Annotated in this window: 14 protein-coding genes and 1 pseudogene; 8 read left to right on the forward strand and 7 right to left on the reverse strand. The window is 65.4% G+C overall.

All coding sequences use genetic code 11. The annotated features are described in order from the left end of the window. The 6 genes and pseudogenes from ACIQ09_RS18215 to paaN form a co-directional block, all read right to left on the reverse strand. Positions 1–235, reverse strand: a pseudogene (locus tag ACIQ09_RS18215) (3-oxoadipyl-CoA thiolase); the annotation flags it as partial. 142 nt (positions 236–377) lie between these two features. Further along, on the reverse strand, positions 378–1,703 hold the full coding sequence (paaK, locus tag ACIQ09_RS18220) for a phenylacetate--CoA ligase PaaK (RefSeq protein WP_398313157.1): 1,326 nt from the start codon (positions 1,701–1,703) through the stop codon (positions 378–380). Between the two features lie 39 nt (positions 1,704–1,742). Then, entirely contained in the window at positions 1,743–2,225 is a 483-nt protein-coding gene (gene paaI / locus ACIQ09_RS18225; RefSeq protein WP_398313159.1) for a hydroxyphenylacetyl-CoA thioesterase PaaI, read from the reverse strand. Then, entirely contained in the window at positions 2,215–3,750 is a 1,536-nt protein-coding gene (gene paaH, locus ACIQ09_RS18230) for a 3-hydroxyacyl-CoA dehydrogenase PaaH (RefSeq protein ID WP_398313161.1), read from the reverse strand. Before paaH ends, paaI begins: the two co-directional genes overlap by 11 nt. Continuing rightward, positions 3,747–4,544: a 2-(1,2-epoxy-1,2-dihydrophenyl)acetyl-CoA isomerase PaaG gene (gene paaG, locus ACIQ09_RS18235; protein WP_398313163.1), complete on the reverse strand. Its 798-nt coding sequence runs from the start codon at positions 4,542–4,544 to the stop codon at positions 3,747–3,749. The genes paaH and paaG overlap by 4 nt, the downstream gene beginning before the upstream one ends. A 9-nt stretch (positions 4,545–4,553) precedes the next feature. Continuing rightward, positions 4,554–6,221, reverse strand: coding sequence for a phenylacetic acid degradation protein PaaN (gene paaN / locus ACIQ09_RS18240; RefSeq protein ID WP_398313165.1), 1,668 nt, complete (start codon positions 6,219–6,221; stop codon positions 4,554–4,556). Between the two features lie 345 nt (positions 6,222–6,566). Here paaN and ACIQ09_RS18245 point away from each other — a divergent pair, with 345 nt between their 5' ends. From ACIQ09_RS18245 to paaX, 3 genes are all read left to right on the forward strand, one after another. Further along, a complete protein-coding gene (locus tag ACIQ09_RS18245) occupies positions 6,567–7,595 on the forward strand; it encodes a hypothetical protein (RefSeq protein ID WP_398313166.1) in 1,029 nt (342 codons plus the stop codon). 188 nt (positions 7,596–7,783) lie between these two features. Next, positions 7,784–8,833 (forward strand): 2Fe-2S iron-sulfur cluster-binding protein, encoded by a 1,050-nt coding sequence (locus tag ACIQ09_RS18250; RefSeq protein WP_398313167.1) that lies wholly within the window; start codon positions 7,784–7,786, stop codon positions 8,831–8,833. Between the two features lie 82 nt (positions 8,834–8,915). Further along, on the forward strand, positions 8,916–9,860 hold the full coding sequence (gene paaX, locus ACIQ09_RS18255; RefSeq protein WP_398313169.1) for a phenylacetic acid degradation operon negative regulatory protein PaaX: 945 nt from the start codon (positions 8,916–8,918) through the stop codon (positions 9,858–9,860). Between the two features lie 270 nt (positions 9,861–10,130). Here paaX and paaY read toward each other — a convergent pair whose 3' ends face one another. Beyond that, entirely contained in the window at positions 10,131–10,751 is a 621-nt protein-coding gene (gene paaY, locus ACIQ09_RS18260; protein WP_398313171.1) for a phenylacetic acid degradation protein PaaY, read from the reverse strand. Between the two features lie 94 nt (positions 10,752–10,845). Here paaY and ACIQ09_RS18265 point away from each other — a divergent pair, with 94 nt between their 5' ends. From ACIQ09_RS18265 to ACIQ09_RS18285, 5 genes are all read left to right on the forward strand, one after another. Continuing rightward, positions 10,846–11,655 carry an IclR family transcriptional regulator gene (locus ACIQ09_RS18265; protein ID WP_398313173.1) on the forward strand — a complete coding sequence of 270 codons (810 nt, stop codon included), beginning with the start codon at positions 10,846–10,848 and terminating at the stop codon, positions 11,653–11,655. Between the two features lie 359 nt (positions 11,656–12,014). After that, positions 12,015–12,896 carry a branched-chain amino acid ABC transporter permease gene (locus ACIQ09_RS18270; protein WP_398313175.1) on the forward strand — a complete coding sequence of 294 codons (882 nt, stop codon included), beginning with the start codon at positions 12,015–12,017 and terminating at the stop codon, positions 12,894–12,896. A gap of 2 nt (positions 12,897–12,898) precedes the next feature. Beyond that, on the forward strand, positions 12,899–13,831 hold the full coding sequence (locus tag ACIQ09_RS18275; protein WP_367113331.1) for a branched-chain amino acid ABC transporter permease: 933 nt from the start codon (positions 12,899–12,901) through the stop codon (positions 13,829–13,831). An 81-nt stretch (positions 13,832–13,912) separates the two neighbouring features. Then, positions 13,913–14,674: an ABC transporter ATP-binding protein gene (locus ACIQ09_RS18280; protein ID WP_398313178.1), complete on the forward strand. Its 762-nt coding sequence runs from the start codon at positions 13,913–13,915 to the stop codon at positions 14,672–14,674. An 18-nt stretch (positions 14,675–14,692) separates the two neighbouring features. After that, positions 14,693–16,003 carry an ATP-binding cassette domain-containing protein gene (locus ACIQ09_RS18285; protein ID WP_398313180.1) on the forward strand — a complete coding sequence of 437 codons (1,311 nt, stop codon included), beginning with the start codon at positions 14,693–14,695 and terminating at the stop codon, positions 16,001–16,003. Positions 16,004–16,169 lie beyond the last annotated feature (166 nt).

The raw sequence follows: 16,169 nt of genomic DNA on the forward strand, positions 1-16,169 counted from the left end.
TGGGCAGCCCGGCCAGCAGGCCCGACATGCGCGCCACGTTGCGGTTGTCCTCGCCGGCCTGGTTGGCGCAGCCGTAGATGATGTCCTCGACAGCCGTCCAGTCCACCTGCGGGTTGCGGGCCATCAGGGCCTTGAGGGGCACCGCGCCCAGGTCGTCCGGACGCACGCTCGCCAGCGTGCCGCCGTAGCGGCCGATAGGGGTGCGGATGGCGTCGCAGATAAATGCTTCGTTCATTTGAACTGTTCCTCTGTGCCTAGAATGCTGAAGAAATCGTCGCGAGCAGGCCCGAGGTCGCAACGAGGAGCGGAGCTGTACTGGAGTACAGCGAGCACCGGAGTTGCGAGATCGGGACGCGCAGTAGATTTATTCGGCGTTCTCAAATTTGCTTGGGGCGCTGATCGATGACGCGGCGGGCCTTGCCGGTCTGGGTGCGGGGGATGCTGTCGAAGTCCATCACGTTCACCTTGGTGCTGATGCCGATGATGGTCTTGATGTGCTGGGCGACGCTGCGGCTGATCTCTTCGATGGTGCCGCGGCCCACATTGCCGGACAGCTCGCGCTGCAGTTCGCAGCGCACTTCCACGTTGTCCAGGTGGCCGTCGCGGGTCAGCACGATCTGGTAGTTGCCGGTGAGGCGCGGCTCGCGCAGGATCTGCTCCTCGATCTGGGTCGGGAAGACATTCACGCCGCGCACGATGAGCATGTCGTCGGAGCGGCCGACGATCTTGTCCATGCGCCGGAAGGACCGGGAGGTGGGCTTGAGCAGGCGGGTCAGGTCGCGGGTGCGGTAGCGGATGACCGGGAAGGCCTCCTTGGTCAGGGAGGTGAACACCAGCTCACCCTCCTCGCCATCGGGCAGCACTTCGCCGGTTTCGGGGTCGATGATCTCGGGGTAGAAGTGGTCTTCCCAGATCACCGGGCCGTCCTTGGACTCGATGCACTCGCAGGCCACGCCCGGGCCCATGACTTCGGTCAGGCCATAGATGTCGATGGCGTCGATGCCCAGCTTGCGTTCGATCTCGGCGCGCATGCCCTGGCCCCAGGGCTCGGCCCCGAAGATGCCGACCTTGAGGGAGATTTCGTCGGGCTTGATGCCCAGGCGCTCGAACTCCTCGGCGATCACCAGGGAGTAGGACGGGGTGACCATGATGATCTCGGGCTTGAAGTCCATGATCTGCTGGACCTGCTTCTCGGTCTGGCCGCCGGACATGGGCACCGCCGTACAGCCCAGGCGCTCGACGCCGTAGTGGGCGCCCAGGCCACCGGTGAACATGCCGTAGCCGTAGGCCACATGCACCATGTCGCCCGGCCGGCCACCCGCGGCGCGGATGGAGCGGGCCACGACGTCTGCCCAGTTGTCGATGTCGCGCTTGGTGTAACCCACCACCACCGACTTGCCGGTGGTGCCCGACGAGGCATGCAGGCGCGCCACCTTGCTGCGCGGCACGGCGAACAGCCCGAAGGGGTAGTTGTCACGCAGATCCAGCTTGGTCATGAAGGGGAACTTGGCAAGATCAGCCAGGGTGTTCAGATCGTCCGGATGCACACCCTTCTCAAGGCACTTCTTGCGGTAGGGCTCGACGTTGTCGTAGGTGTGGCGCACGGACCATTTCAGGCGCTCCAGCTGGAGCGCCGAGATCTCGTCGCGGCTGGCGGTCTCGATGGGGTCCAGTTCGCCCGGTTGGGGATGCTTGGCGGTCATGCTTGTCTCCTCGTCTTGTGTTTTGTTCGGTGGTGCCGTTCAGGCCTTTTCGGCATCCAGGCCGGCGATGACCTCGCCGGAGATGCGGTAGCTCTTGCCCCGGAACAGGGCCACGGTCTTGCCGGCACTGTCGCGCACGGTCACGTCGTACACCCCGGTGCGGCCGGAGGCGGACATCTCCACGGCCTCGGCTGCCAGGGTGTCACCCTCCTTGCCCGGAGCCAGGAAGTCGATGTGACAGGCGGAAGCGACCGTATTCTTGTTGTAGCTGTTGCAGGCGTAGGCGAAAGCCGTATCGGCCAGGGAAAAGATCAGGCCGCCGTGGCAGATGTGATGGCCATTGACCATGTCGCCGCGCACCGGCATCGACAGGCGCGCATAGCCCTGGCGAACCTCGTCGATGCGCATGCCCAGCGCGTTGGCGGCCCGGTCACGGGCCCACATGGCGGTGGCGACCGCCTCGGCGAGGGCCTGGGGATCGGTCGGGACGGCCACGGTGGCGAGGGAAGTTTCAGCGGTCATGGATTTTCTTTCCTGCATAAACCTGTTGCTGGATGAGAGGCGAGATGCGGTAGCGGTCTTCTCCGTAGAACTGCCCCAGATGGGTCAGCACCGTACAGATGACGGGCAGGCCTGCGGCATCGGCCCAGGCCAGGGGGCCGCGGGGGTAGTTCACCCCCAGGCGCATGGCCGCATCGGCCGCCGCAGCGTCACAGACGCCCTGGTTCACCGCATCGGCGGCCTCGTTGGCGAGCATGGCGACGGTGCGCATCACCGCCAGGCCGGGCACATCGCCCAGGCGCGACACGGCAAAGCCGGCGGCCTGCAGCAGGCCGATGGCTGCACCGACGGCCGGCGCCCAGCAGCTCTGCGCCGTGCTGACGGCAATGCGTGTGGCGCTCGTGTAGTCGAGGGCGAGGTCGATCAGCACCGTATTGGCGATACCGGTATCCGAGGCCCGGCGGGTGGCGGTGCGCCCGTCGGTAATGAAGATCACTGCATCGCCCGCTTCGGCAAGGCGTCCGTCGGTGGCCTCGCCCCAGGTGTAGGCCACACCACGCTCGTGAAGGCGGTCGGCCAGGGCCTGGGCGGCGGCGGAATCACCGTGGAGAACGATGGTGTCGGGCACGCCCTGGGCCACGGCGCTCTTCGCCTGCGGACGCTCGGCGCCTTCCCGGTAGTCATAGAAGCCACGCCCGCTCTTGCGACCGTAGAAGCCGGCATCCACCAGTTCCTGCTGGATCAGGGAGGGGAGAAAACGCTGATCGTTGTAGAAGGCGTTCCACACCGAGCGGGTCACGGCGAAGTTCACATCGTGGCCGATCATGTCCATCAGCTCGAAGGGCCCCATGCGGAAGCCGCCCGCCTCGCGCATGATCGCGTCGAGGGTGGCGCAGTCAGCGCCGCCCTCGTTGAGGATGCGCAGGGCTTCGGCGTAGTAGGGCCGGGCCACCCGGTTGACGATGAAGCCGGGGGTGGAGCGGGCATGCACCGGCGTCTTGCCCCAGGCGGCGGCGGTGGCGAACAGGGTGTCGGCCACGGCCTTGTCGGTGGCCAGGCCGGAAACGATCTCCACCAGGGCCATCAACGGTGCGGGGTTGAAGAAATGCAGGCCGGCCAGACGTTCCGGGCGCTTCAGGGCCGAGCCGATGGCCGTGACCGAGATGGACGAGGTGTTGGTGCCGAAGATGCAGTCGGCGCCGACGATGTCCTCCAGATCCCGGTAGAGCTTCTGCTTGGCCTCGAGGCTCTCGACGATGGCCTCGACCACCAGGGCGGCATCAGCCAGATCGGCCAGGTTTTCCACTGGGATCAGGCGGGCACTGGCGGCCTGGGCCGCCTCGGGGCTCAGCTTGCCCTTGTCGGCGAGCTTGCCGAACTGGGCCTGGATGCCGGCAACGGCCTTGGCTGCGGCTTCCGGGCGATTGTCCAGCAGCTTGACCACATGGCCGGCGGCAGCCGCCACCTGGGCGATGCCGGCGCCCATGGCACCGGTGCCGACCACGGCGACGACGGATTGGGTGGAGAGGGGCTGACTCACGCTCATTCCCCGGTGAACTTCGGTGCGCGCTTTTCCATGAAGGCGGCCACGCCTTCGGCGTAATCCGGGCTCCAGCCCAGCTCGCGCATGAAGCCGCCTTCAAAGGAGAGTTGCTGCTCCAGGGTGTGGCCGGGCGCGGCGTGCATGGCCTGGCGGGTCCGCACCAGGGCCTTGGTGGGCATCACGGCCAGCTGGGCGGCCATGGCGTCCACCTTGGCGGCAAACTCGGCGTCGTCGTAGGCGGCCCAGATCAGGCCCCAGTCGGCGGCCTTCTCGGCGGGCAGCTTGTCGGCCAGCAGGGCCAGGCCCATGGCCCGGGCCATGCCGACGCGCTGGGGCAGGAACCAGGTGCCGCCCGTGTCCGGCACCAGGCCGATCTTGCTGAAGGCCTGCAGGAAGGAGGCCGACTTGCTGGCCACCACCAGATCACAGGCCAGAGCCACGCTGGCGCCGGCGCCGGCGGCGATACCATTGACGGCCGCGATGGTGGGCACGCGCAGGTTCTGCAGGCGCAGCACCAGGGGCTTGTAGTTCTTCTCGACCACGTTGCCGATGTCCGGCATGCCGCCGCTGGGGGTGCGGGCCATGTCCGGGTCGGCCAGATCCTGACCGGCGCAGAAGGCCCGGCCGGCGCCGGTCAACACCAGCACACGGACAGCCGGGTCGGCCTGGATGGCGTCGAGGGCGTCACGCAGCTCGGCATGCATCTCGCCGGTGAAGCTGTTGAGCTTGTCGGGGCGGTTGAGGGTCAGGCGAGCGACGCCCGCCTCCACCGTGAAGAGGATGTTCTTGTAGTCCATGGCGGGTCCTCAGGCGTGAAAGCGACGCTGCACAACGCGGAAGCGGTTGGCGACGAAGGCTGAATCCGCGTAGGACGCGTTGGCCGCGGGGTTGCCGCCGGTGCCGTGGTAGTCGGAGTAGGCCGCCGACTGATTGACGAAGACGCCGCCGGTGAGGTTGATGGACAGGGCGACCTTGCTGCGCCAGGTGGCTTCGGTCATGGCGTCGATGACGCTCTGCTGGGTGGAATACACGCCGGCAGTGAGAGCGCCGTGGGTGCTGACGACCCGCTCGGACAGGGCGATGGCGGCGGCCGTGTCGGCCACCTTGACGATGAAGCTGATCGGGCCGAAGCGCTCTTCCATGTAGGCCTTTTCATCGGCGGCATCGCAGGCCAGCAGCACCGGGGTGCGCACCTTGGCAGCCGGGAACTCGGGGTTCTCCAGGGCGACGGAAGCCAGCACCACCTTACCCAGCGCACCGCTGTTGGCCAGCTCGATGCGCTCGGCGGTGTCGGCGGACTGGATCGCGCCCAGCACGGCGTGGGCCACTTCGGGCTTGGACAGGAAGCGCTCGATGGCCTTGGCCAGATCGGCGCAGAACTCGTCATAGCTCCTGGGGCCGTCTTCGGTCTGGATACCACCGGCCGGCACGAAGATGGCCTGGGAGGTGGTGCACATCTGGCCGGAGTACAGGGACAGGGTGAAGGCCAGGTTGCCCAGCATCGCCTTGTAGGCGTTGGTGGAGTCGATGACGATGTTGTTCACGCCAGCCAGCTCGGCATACACCTGGGCCTGGCGGCTATTGTCGATGAGCCACTGGCCAAATACGTTGCCGCCGGTGAAATCCACCGACTTGACCGCCGGGTGGGTGGCCAGGGCCTGGGTGGTGGCGCGCTTATCGGTGACGCACAGGCTGACCAGGTTGGGGTCGATTCCGTTTTCGGCCAGCACGGCGCGGACGGTGCGCACGGTGATGGCGGCCGGCAGGATGGCATTGCTGTGGGGCTTGACGATCACCGCGTTGCCGGTGGACAGCGCCGCGAACAGGCCCGGATAGGTGTTCCAGGTGGGGAAAGTGCCGCAGCCCACCACCAGGCCGATGCCGCGGCCGACGATCTGGAAGTGCTTCTTCATGACCAGCGCCGGGTTCTTGCCCTGGGGCTTTTCCCACACGGCCTCGGCGGGCACGAAGCTCTGTTCGCGCCAGGCGTAGGCCACGGCCTCGAGGCCGCGATCCTGGGCGTGGGGCGCGCCAGCCTGGAAGGCCATCATCCAGCCCTGGCCGGTGGTCATCATCACCGCGTGAGCCAGCTCGAAGCTCTGCTTGTTGAGGCGGTCGAGGATCTCCAGACAGATGCCGGTGCGGCCATCGGCACCCACGGCCTGCCAGCCCTTCATGGCCTCAAGGCCGGCGGCGATCAAGGCTTCCGGATCACACACCGGATAGCTCACGTCCAGGGCCACGCCGTAGGGCGAGGACTCACCACCATGCCAGCCGCTCTGGCCCGGCTGACCCAGTTCGAACGGCTTGCCCAGATGGGCTTCGAAGGCGCGCTTGCCGTCATCGGGAGCCGTCTCGCCGTAGAGCTTGGGGCTGGGCATCTCCGGGAAGGCCGACCAGTAGCTGCGGGTGGCGATGGCACCGAGGGCGCCCTCCAGGGTGGCGCGATGCTTCTCGAACAGGGGGTGAGTCATTGTCTTGTCTCCGGTTGGGTTTGTTCTCCTGATGCAAACGTTACAAAGACACATGATCTATGTCAATGCCGAGTATCAAATAAATCTGTTAGAAAACACATAAATTCTACATTCCATAACTGATTTACAAATCAGAAATTTGATATTAAACAAATACTTAAACAACAAAAATCGCTCGCAAACCGATTTTCTCAGGCATGCGCAGCAAGTTTCAAGTTTTCCTCCCAAGATCAATTACGATACATTTTTGTTGACGCCACAAATATTTTTGTATCACTATTAACCTCACAAACCGCATGGGTTTGCACCGTATAAAACACAACCGGAATCACACAAGGAGGAGTCATGGCCAGTCACAAGGAACGTTTTGCCGACAAGATGGAGTTCCCGCCGGAAACGCCGCAGCCCAACATCTATCCCCTGTCCTGGAACAGCAAGACCAAGAAGCTGCAGGAAGTCTGGGAGGCCGCCCTGCGCGAGAACTGGGACCCGGAGAAGCTCCCCTGGGACACCCTGGACGTGGACAGCTACAGCTGGGAAGAGCGCGAATCCATTGCCTACTGGTGGAGCCTGCTGTCGGTGTTCGACGCTTCCGCTCCCCCGGTTTTCGCCGAGGCGCTGATCAAGACCTACGAGGTCCATGAGGAAGACCCGGTGCGCAAGTGCTTCTTCTCGGTGACCCGGGACGAGCAGAACCACGAAATCATGTGTGGCCTGGCCATCACCAGGATGCTCGGCCACCCGGACCCGCTGACCTACGAGCCCAAGACCGAGCTGGGCAAGCGCCTGCAGAAGAACGTGCGCTGGTTGTATTTCAATGGTGGCCGCTACTGGTCCGGCTACAAGCAGGCCGTGCCCAAGTACGACCTGGCCGTGCTGTTCAGTTCCTTCCTGATGGGCGAGATCGCCGCTGCCACCATCTTCAAGCAGATGTTCGACAACTCCCGCGAAGCCGTCTTCAAGGAAGGCTTCAAGAACATCGGCCGTGACGAGGGCCGCCACATGGCCATCTGCATGGCCGTGATGGAGCGCGACTACCCGGGCCTCAAGGAAGAGACCAAGGCCATCGTCACCAAGCAGATCCGCGCCGGCTACCTGTTCCTGTCCGCCGTGCTGTTCGAACCGCCGATGGAGTTCTGGGACCTGCCCGCCGACTTCATCGACAACCAGCGCGAAGCCGAGGAAGTGGCCCGCGGCGCCGGTTTCGGCATCCCCACCTACGAGGCCAAGCTGCAGAACTGGAAGAACGCCATGATCAACCTGAAGGGCGTCCTTGACCGCTACAACATCCCCTTCCCGGCCATCCCCGAAGTGGGCATCACCGGCCAGGAAGTCAGCGACCTGGACATGGAAGACATCATCCCCGTGTTCTGACTCAGGACCGCAGGGGCAGTGTAGGGGTCATCCCGACGTGATGTAGGGGCGACTTCAGTCGCCCGCGGACTCCGGTCAACGCTTTGCTGGTGATCAACGATCGGATGGGCGACTGAAGTCGCCCCTACAAGTCGCCCCTACACGCCCCTGCCCCGCTGAAAACGACCCCAACCTGACAGGAATCTTCAATGTCCCGCATCATCATGCAACCCTCGGGCAAGTCGGTGGACTGCGCCTATGGCGACACCGTACTGATGGCCCTCGAGAAGGCTGGTTACGCCCTGCCCAACAACTGCCGTGCTGGCGCCTGCGGCGAATGCAAGGTCAAGGTCACCTCCGGTCAGTTCGACCAGGGCATGGTGCTCGACATGGCCTTGTCCCAGGAAGAGCGGCGCCAGGGCTATGGCCTGATGTGCATGGCCAAGCCGATCTCCGACGAACTGAGCATCGAATGGGGCACCGAGGATGCCCGGCCCAAGCTCTTTCCGCCCCGGGAGGACGCCCTCTTCGTCGTCACCGACAAGCGCAGCGTCGCCGAGCGGGTGGTGGAGCTGCGCCTGCGCCCGGTGGGTCAGCCCATCCGTTACTGGCCCGGCCAGTACGTGACGCTGGGCAACCCGCGCGCCGACATTCCGGCCCGCGCCTACTCCATCTCCAACGCCCCGCGCCCCGACGGCGAACTGGTGCTGCAGGTGGCCCGCGCCGATGGCGGCGTGACCAGCAACTGGGTTCACGACAGCCTGGGCGTAGGCGAAAGCGTCAAGGTATCAGGCGCCTACGGCACCTTCATCGGGGACCCCGGCGTGGACACCCCGGTGCTGTGCCTGGCCGCCGGCACGGGTCTGGCCCCCATCCTGGCCCTCACCGAAGCCGCTCTGCGGCGGGGCTTCCGCAAGCCGGTGACTCTGCTCTTCTCGGCCCGCAGCGAAGCCGACGTATACGGCCGGGGCATGCTGGCCTGGTGGCGCACCAAGCACCGCAGCTTCGACTACAAGATCACCCTGACCCGCGAAAGCCGCGACGGCTGCCTGGCCGGACGCATCGATGCGGTGCTGCCCGGGCTCTTCCCCGATCTGTCGAAACACACCATCTTTGCCGCCGGCAGCCCGGCCTTCGTGGACAGTTGCGTGGCCACCGTAACGGCCCTCGGCGCCGTCCGGGAACGCATTCATACCGAGGGTTTCTTTGCCCAGCAGCAACCCGTGGTGGCCGATGCAGATCACCTTCTCACCTTCTGAACGGCGCCGGAGGCACGCTACCCAGAACGTCAGCGAGTCGCTACACTGCCGCGTTTCACGCCAGAATCACGCGGCAGATCAAGTGCTTCCCCCGATCCAGAAACGTCTCGACGACTTCCGCCAGCAGGGCCGCGTGCAGGCCGGCTCCCTCATCATCTCGGTTTTTGGTGATGCCGTACTGCCCCGCGGCGGCCGGATCTGGCTGGGCAGCCTGATCCGCCTCCTCGAGCCCCTGGAGCTCAATGAACGCCTGATACGCACCTCGGTGTTCCGTCTCGCCAAGGAAGAATGGCTGCGCACCGAGCCCTCGGGCCGGCGTACCGATTATCTGCTGACGCCCTCCGGTCAGCGCCGCTTCGAGGAAGCCTCCCGCCACATCTACGCCTCCAGCGCCCCCCAGTGGGACCGCCGCTGGCGCCTGATCGTGACGGTCGGCGAGCTCGCCCCCAAGGAGCGCGAGGCCCTGCGCCGGGCCTTGTTCTGGCAGGGCTTCGGGGTCATTGGCGGAAACTTCTTCGTGCATCCCAGCGCCGACCTCTCGGCAGCCTTCGATGCCCTGATCGCCGAGGGCCTGGCCGACCTGCTGGGCAAGCTCAAGCCCCTGCTGGCCGCCGACGCCCAGTTTGGCAACGCCGCCAACGATGTGGACATGGTGCACGGCGCCTGGAACCTGGAGCGCCTCGCCGGCATGTACGCCGAATTCGTCGAGCGCTACCAGCCGGTACTGGAGCAGCTGCGCGCCGACGTGCAGGTGGACATCGACGGCGAAAGCGCCTTCCTGCTGCGCACCTTGTTGATCCACGACTACCGTCGCCTGCTCCTGCGCGACCCGGAACTGCCCGACGTGCTCCTCCCCGCCGAATGGCCGGGCCAGAAGGCTCGCCTGCTGTGCAAGGAAGTCTACCGACGCCTGCTGCCTGCGTCCGAGAGCCATCTGGACACCCTCTTCCAGCTGGCAAACGGCCAGACGCCGGAAGCCTCGCCGCTGCTGCTTGAACGCTTCCGCGAAGCCGACCCGCTGGCCTGACGCGGTATCTCCTGCAGGGGCGACTAGCTGGGCCGACTGGTAAGGGCGACTGGTAGGGGCGACTTCAGTCGCCCGCGGGCTTCAATCAACGGTCTACCTTTAATCAACGCGCGAACGGGCGACTGAAGTCGCCCCTACCGTCCCTCCAGCCACCTTTCGAGCCTCCCCTGCCCCTTCAGCGTCACCCATCGGGTGATCCGAGCGGGGGAACCCAAACCCACGCCAGCATCGGAAGTCGAATCAATTCGACCCCGCAGCAGTTCAGGGGTGTTACTCCTCCTTCTTGCGCAACGCCACCAGCGGCACCACATCAGGCATGTGGATGCGCTTGCGATCCGGCTCGACTTCGCTCAGCGGGTCGGTCTCCACCAGGGTGGCAAGGCAGCGGCGGGTCAGGTCCTGGTAGGTCGCTGTCCCCTCCCCTTTCCAGCGGATCTCCTCGTCACTGAGTTCGCGGATCACCTTGGCCGGCATACCGGCGACCAGCACACGGGGCGGGATCTCCATCCCGGCCTTGACGAAGGCTGAAGCGGCAACGATGGACGATTCACCGACGATGGCGTTGTCCATGATCACCGCGTTCATCCCCACCAGGGCATTGCGCCGGATGCGGCAACCGTGCAGCACCGCACCATGGCCGATGTGGCCGTCTTCCTCCACCACCGTGTCGGTGCCGGGAAAACCGTGCATGACGCAGGTATCCTGAAGGTTGGCACCGCGCTCGAGGATCAGGCGGCCGAAGTCGCCGCGCAGACTGGCGCACGGCCCTACATAGCAATCGGGGCCGACGATCACATCGCCGATGAGCACGGCGGACGGATGGACATGGGCGCTGGGGTGAACCACCGGAACGATACCGTCGATGGCATAGACGCGCAGGCGTGTTGTCATGGTTTCTTGTCTCCTTGGCTTGACACTTTGTTTCTTATAATGAAATCTATTGCGTAATACGTAACAGACGCAACCTTACCCGAGAATCACCATCATGAGCGAAGAACTGGAAGGCAAACACGGAGTCCAGTCCCTGGAAGTGGGCATGGGCATTCTCAAGGCGATGGTTGGTGGCAAGCGCTCGATGATGCTCAAGGACATCGCCGCCGCCGCCGAGATGCCGCCCTCCAAGGCTCACCGCTACCTGGTCAGCCTGATCCGCGCCGGCCTCGTGGAGCAGGACCCCCTCACCTCCCGCTACAACCTGGGCCCCTTCGCGCTCAACATCGGGCTGGTGGCCATCGACCGCCTGGACCGGGTGCGGGTGGGCATGGCCGCCATTGCCGAGCTGCGCGACCAGATCAACGAAACCACCGCGCTGGCGGTGTGGGGCGACAGCGGCCCGGTGGTGGTGCGCTGGGAACGGCCGCGCCGGGCAATCACCGTCAACGTGGTCACGGGCACCCGCCTCAGCCTGCTCAACTCTGCCGCCGGCCGCGTGTTTGCCACCTGGCTTCCGCGCAGCCAGGTAGAGCCCCTGATCCTTAAGGAGCTCTCCGGCAACAACCTGCCCCCCGGCGTGCGCAGCCTGGACGACGCCCTGGCCCTGCTCGCCGAGGTGGAACAACGGGGTGTCTCGGCCATCTCCGGCAACTATGCGGTGAAGGGCGTGGAGGCCGTGTCGGCCCCGGTGTTCAACTTCAAGAACGAGCTCACCATGGCCCTGATCATCGTCGGTGTCGAAGGGTCCATCGACATGGGCCCCGACAGCACGGTGATCGCCGAACTGAAGCGCGCCTCCCGCTCCCTCTCCCTGCGCCTGGGCTCCACCCGGGACAGCGAACAGCCCGCCGCCACCGTCTGATCCTGCCCCGATCCTGCCCGGGGGCGTGAGGCCACGCTTCCCGGAGCACACCTTCCCGCGGCTGCGCTGCAGTCCGCCATGGCCAGCTCAGGCCACCTCGCCCCCCGTTTTCCCACTGATTCCCACCCAGCCACTCCCCCTGGCGGGGTTTTGTCGCGACCAGCCGGTGCGCAATTTTGCACCCACAGCAGATTCGATACATATTTTTGTCTTGACTAGTGTTTTTGTATCATTTCTAATCTGCAGAATCGATTACAAAATACAGAACCCGCCTCCAAGGCGCTGGTCATCCGTCCTACAACAATCACGACAGGAGACATCATGAACCACCGATGCGAGACCGACCGGACAGGAGGGCAATGAACATGCTTGCCCAGTTCCTGCAATTCCTCTTCTCCGGGGTCACGGTGGGCGCCACCTATGCGCTGGCCGCCCTGGGTTTCACCCTGATCTACAACGCCAGCAACGTGATCAACTTCGCCCAGGGCGAGTTCATCATGCTCGGCGGCATGCTGGCGGTGTGCTTCGTGCAGTCCGGCCTGCCCCTGCCGGCGGCCCTGGTGCTGGCCATCCTGGTGCCGGCCGTGGTCGGGGTGCTGATTGAAAAGCTGGCCATCGAGCCGGTGAAGGGCGCCGAAACCGTCACCCTGATCATCATCACCATCGGCGCCTCCCTGGTGATCCGCGGCCTCACCGCGGTGATCTTCGGCAAGGGCACCCACAGCCTGCCGGCCTTCTCCGGCGATGAACCGATCCAGATCCTCGGTGCCACCCTGATGCCCCAGAGCCTGTGGGTGCTGGGCGTCACCGCCATCGTGGTGGTGGTGCTGTGGTACTTCTTCAACCGCACCCTGTCGGGCAAGGCCATGCTGGCCACCTCCTACAACCGGGTGGCGGCGGAGCTGGTGGGCATCAACACCAATGGCGTGCTGTTCATGAGCTTTGCCATGTCGGCAGCCCTGGGGGCCCTCGGCGGCATCCTGGTCACGCCGATCACCCTCACCTCCTACGACGCCGGGATCATGATGGGCCTCAAGGGCTTCGTCGCCGCAGTGCTCGGCGGTCTGGGCAATGGCCTGGGTGCGGTGGTGGGCGGCCTGCTGGTGGGCATCCTCGAATCCATGGGCGCCGGCTACCTGTCGTCGGCCTACAAGGACGCGATCCCCTTCGTGCTGATCCTCTTCATCCTCTTCTTCATGCCCCGCGGCCTGTTTGGCGCCCGGGTCACCGACCGGGTGTAAACATGCAGAAACGCGCCTACTTCGGGCTGTACATCGTCATCGCGATTCTTGCGCTGCTGCCGCTGGTGCTGCCCAACAGCTTCTACATGGACCTGGCGATCCGCATGGCCATCAACGCGGTCATCGTCCTTGGCCTCAACCTGCTGATCGGCTTTGCCGGTCAGATCAGCCTGGGCCACGCCGGTTTCCTGGGCATCGGAGCCTACGCTTCGGCGGTGCTGCCCACCCACTTCGGCTGGCATCCGCTGCTGGCCATGGGGGCCGGCGCTGCAGCCACCGGCCTGCTGGCCGCGCTGGTGGCCCGGCCGATCTTCAAGCTGAAGGGGAATTACCTGGCCATGGCCACCCTCGGCCTGGGCATCATCCTCAACATCGCCCTGCGCAACGAGGCCCAATGGACCGGCGGCCCCGACGGCATGCCGGTACCGGCCTTCGGCCTGTTCGGCTTCGAACTCAACAGTGACAAGCACTGGTACTGGGTGGTGGCGATCCTGCTGTCGGTGAGCGTGTGGGCATCCCTCAACCTCATCGACTCCCCCTTCGGCCGCGCCCTGCGTGCGCTGCACGGCTCGGAGGTCGCCTCCCGCGTGGTGGGTGTGGACGTGGTCCGCTACAAGGTCGCCATCTTCGTGCTGTCCGCGGTGTTTGCCAGCCTGATGGGCAGCATCACCGCCCATTACGTGGGCTTCGTCACCCCCAACCTGGCCGACTTCTTCCACTCCATCGAGCTGGTGACCATGGTGGTGATCGGCGGCATGGCCTCGGTTTATGGCTCCCTGGTCGGTGCCGTGCTGCTCACCGCCCTGCCCCAGGCCCTGGCCACCTTCGAAGGCTGGGAGACCGTGGTGTTCGGCGCCATCCTGATGATCTGCATGATCTTCCTGCCCAAGGGCCTGGTGCCCACGCTGGCAGCGAAGTTCGGTAAAGGGGAATAAGGGTGCCCCCACGCTCATCTTATTCGCTGCCCCCCAAGGGGGCGCAGGCCTCCTTCGGGGCGGCCCTTCAGGAGTCCTGACATGTCCCTCCTCGACGTCACCAATCTCTCCATCCACTTCGGCGGCGTGAAAGCCGTGCAGGATGTGAGCTTCAGCATCGACGCAGGCATCGTCTATGCCGTGATCGGCCCCAATGGCGCCGGCAAGACGACCCTGTTCAACCTCATCACCGGGGTCTACAAACCCACCCACGGCGAGATCCGCCTGGACGGCGAATCCATCGGTGGCAAGTCGCCGGACGAGCTGGCCCGCCGCGGTGTGGCGCGCACCTTCCAGAACCTGCAGATCTGCATGAACATGAGCGCCATCGAGAACGTGATGGTGGGTGCCCACCTGCGTCTCGACCGCAACCTGGTCAAGGCCGCCCTGCGCCTCCCGAGCATCACCCGCCGCGACGCCGAGCTGCGCGGCGAGGCCCTCGAGCTGATGCGCTTCGTCGGCCTGGAGAAGTACGCCGAGGCCCGCGCCGACTCCATGCCCTACGGCGCCCTCAAGCGCCTGGAGATCGCCCGCGCCCTGGCCATGAAGCCGCGGGTCATCTTCCTCGACGAGCCGGCCGCCGGCCTCAATCCGAAGGAGACCATCGAGGTGGACGAGCTGGTCCGCAAGGTCGCCGACTCGGGGATCACCGTGGTCCTCGTCGAGCACGACATGAAGATGGTCATGAACCTGTCCGACCGCATCCTGGTGCTCGACTACGGCAAGAAGCTGGCCGAAGGCACCGGCGAGGAAGTGCGCCGCAACCCGGACGTGATCGCCGCCTACCTGGGCGCCCACGCCTGAGACCGAGGAAGAACGAAGATGGAAGCACTCCGCATCATCAAGGACGAGCACCGCAACCTGTGGCGCCTGGCCATCACCCTCGACCAGGTCATCGAGGAAATGGAGCAGACCCAGAAGGCCGATCCGGCCTTCATCGGCTCGGTGCTCGACTACTTCGAGCACTTCATGGACGGTTGCCATCACCGCAAGGAAGACGAGCACCTGTTCCGCCTGCTGCGCCTGCGCAGCGATTCGGCCGCTCCGCTCCTCGACCGCCTGCAGGCCGAGCACCGCAACGCGCCCCACAACCTCGCCGCCCTGCGCCAGCAACTGGCCGACACGGTGGCCGGGCGCAGCACGGTCGGTGGCCTCACCGAAGCCCTGCGTCTCTACCTTAATGACCAGAAGGCCCACATCCGCACCGAGGAGCAGGACATCTACCCCCTCGCCCGGGAAGTGCTCACCCCCGCCGACTGGGCCGAGATCGACGCAGCCTTCCTCGACAACGACGACCCGGTTTTTGGCAGCGCCGCGCGGGCCGAATTCCGCGAGCTGTTCCACAAGGTGGCCAGCCTGGCGCCGGTCTCGGTGGGCCTGGGCGGCAGCACGGCCGGCGAGCTGCAATCGTCCACCACGTCCGCCGAGGTGTTGCTGAAGGTGGACGGCCTGGAAAGCTGCTACGGCCGCATCAAGGCCCTCAAGGGGATTTCCCTGGAAGTGCGGCGCGGCGAGACCGTGGCCCTGGTCGGGGCCAACGGCGCCGGCAAGACCACCTTCCTGCGCGCCCTGTCCGGTGTGCAGCCCATGAGCGCCGGACACATCTTCTTTGACGGCGAGGACATCTCGAAACTGCGCGCCGACATGCGCATGCGCCGAGGCATCTGCCAGTCACCGGAAGGGCGCCAGGTGTTTGGCCCCCTGTCCATCGAGGACAACCTGCGCCTGGGCGCCTATACCCAGCCCAAGCAGCAGGTGGAGGGCGATCTGGAGAAGATCTACGCCATGTTCCCCATCCTCAAGGAGAAGCGGAAACTGCCGGCCGGCACCCTGTCCGGCGGCCAGCAGCAGATGCTGGCCATCGGCCGCGCCCTGATGGGCCGGCCCAAGCTGCTGCTGCTCGACGAGCCCTCCATGGGCCTCGCCCCGCTGCTGGTGGAGGAAGTCTTCAACGTGGTGAAGACCCTCAAATCCCAGGGCATGAGCATCGTGCTGGCCGAACAGAACGCCTTCTCGGCCCTGGCCATCGCCGACCGGGGCTATGTGCTGGAAACCGGCAACATCACCCTGACCGGAAGCGGTCGCGAGCTGATCGAGGACGAACAGGTGCGGGCGGCGTATCTGGGGATGTAAGGCTTTCGCGCGTGTGGGGTCGTCGGCCTCGAACCGGTGAGGGTTTACGGGGCGGCTTTCCTGTGTGTTATCTCACATTGGCCGGGTCTCGCCCCGGCGGGCGACCTTCTTCTTTGCTTCGCCAAAGAAGAAGGCAAGAAAGGCGACCCGGCCACCCCGGTCATTC

Origin of the sequence: Zoogloea sp. (genome assembly GCF_044344315.1) — a bacterium.
Lineage (GTDB): Bacteria > Pseudomonadota > Gammaproteobacteria > Burkholderiales > Rhodocyclaceae > Zoogloea.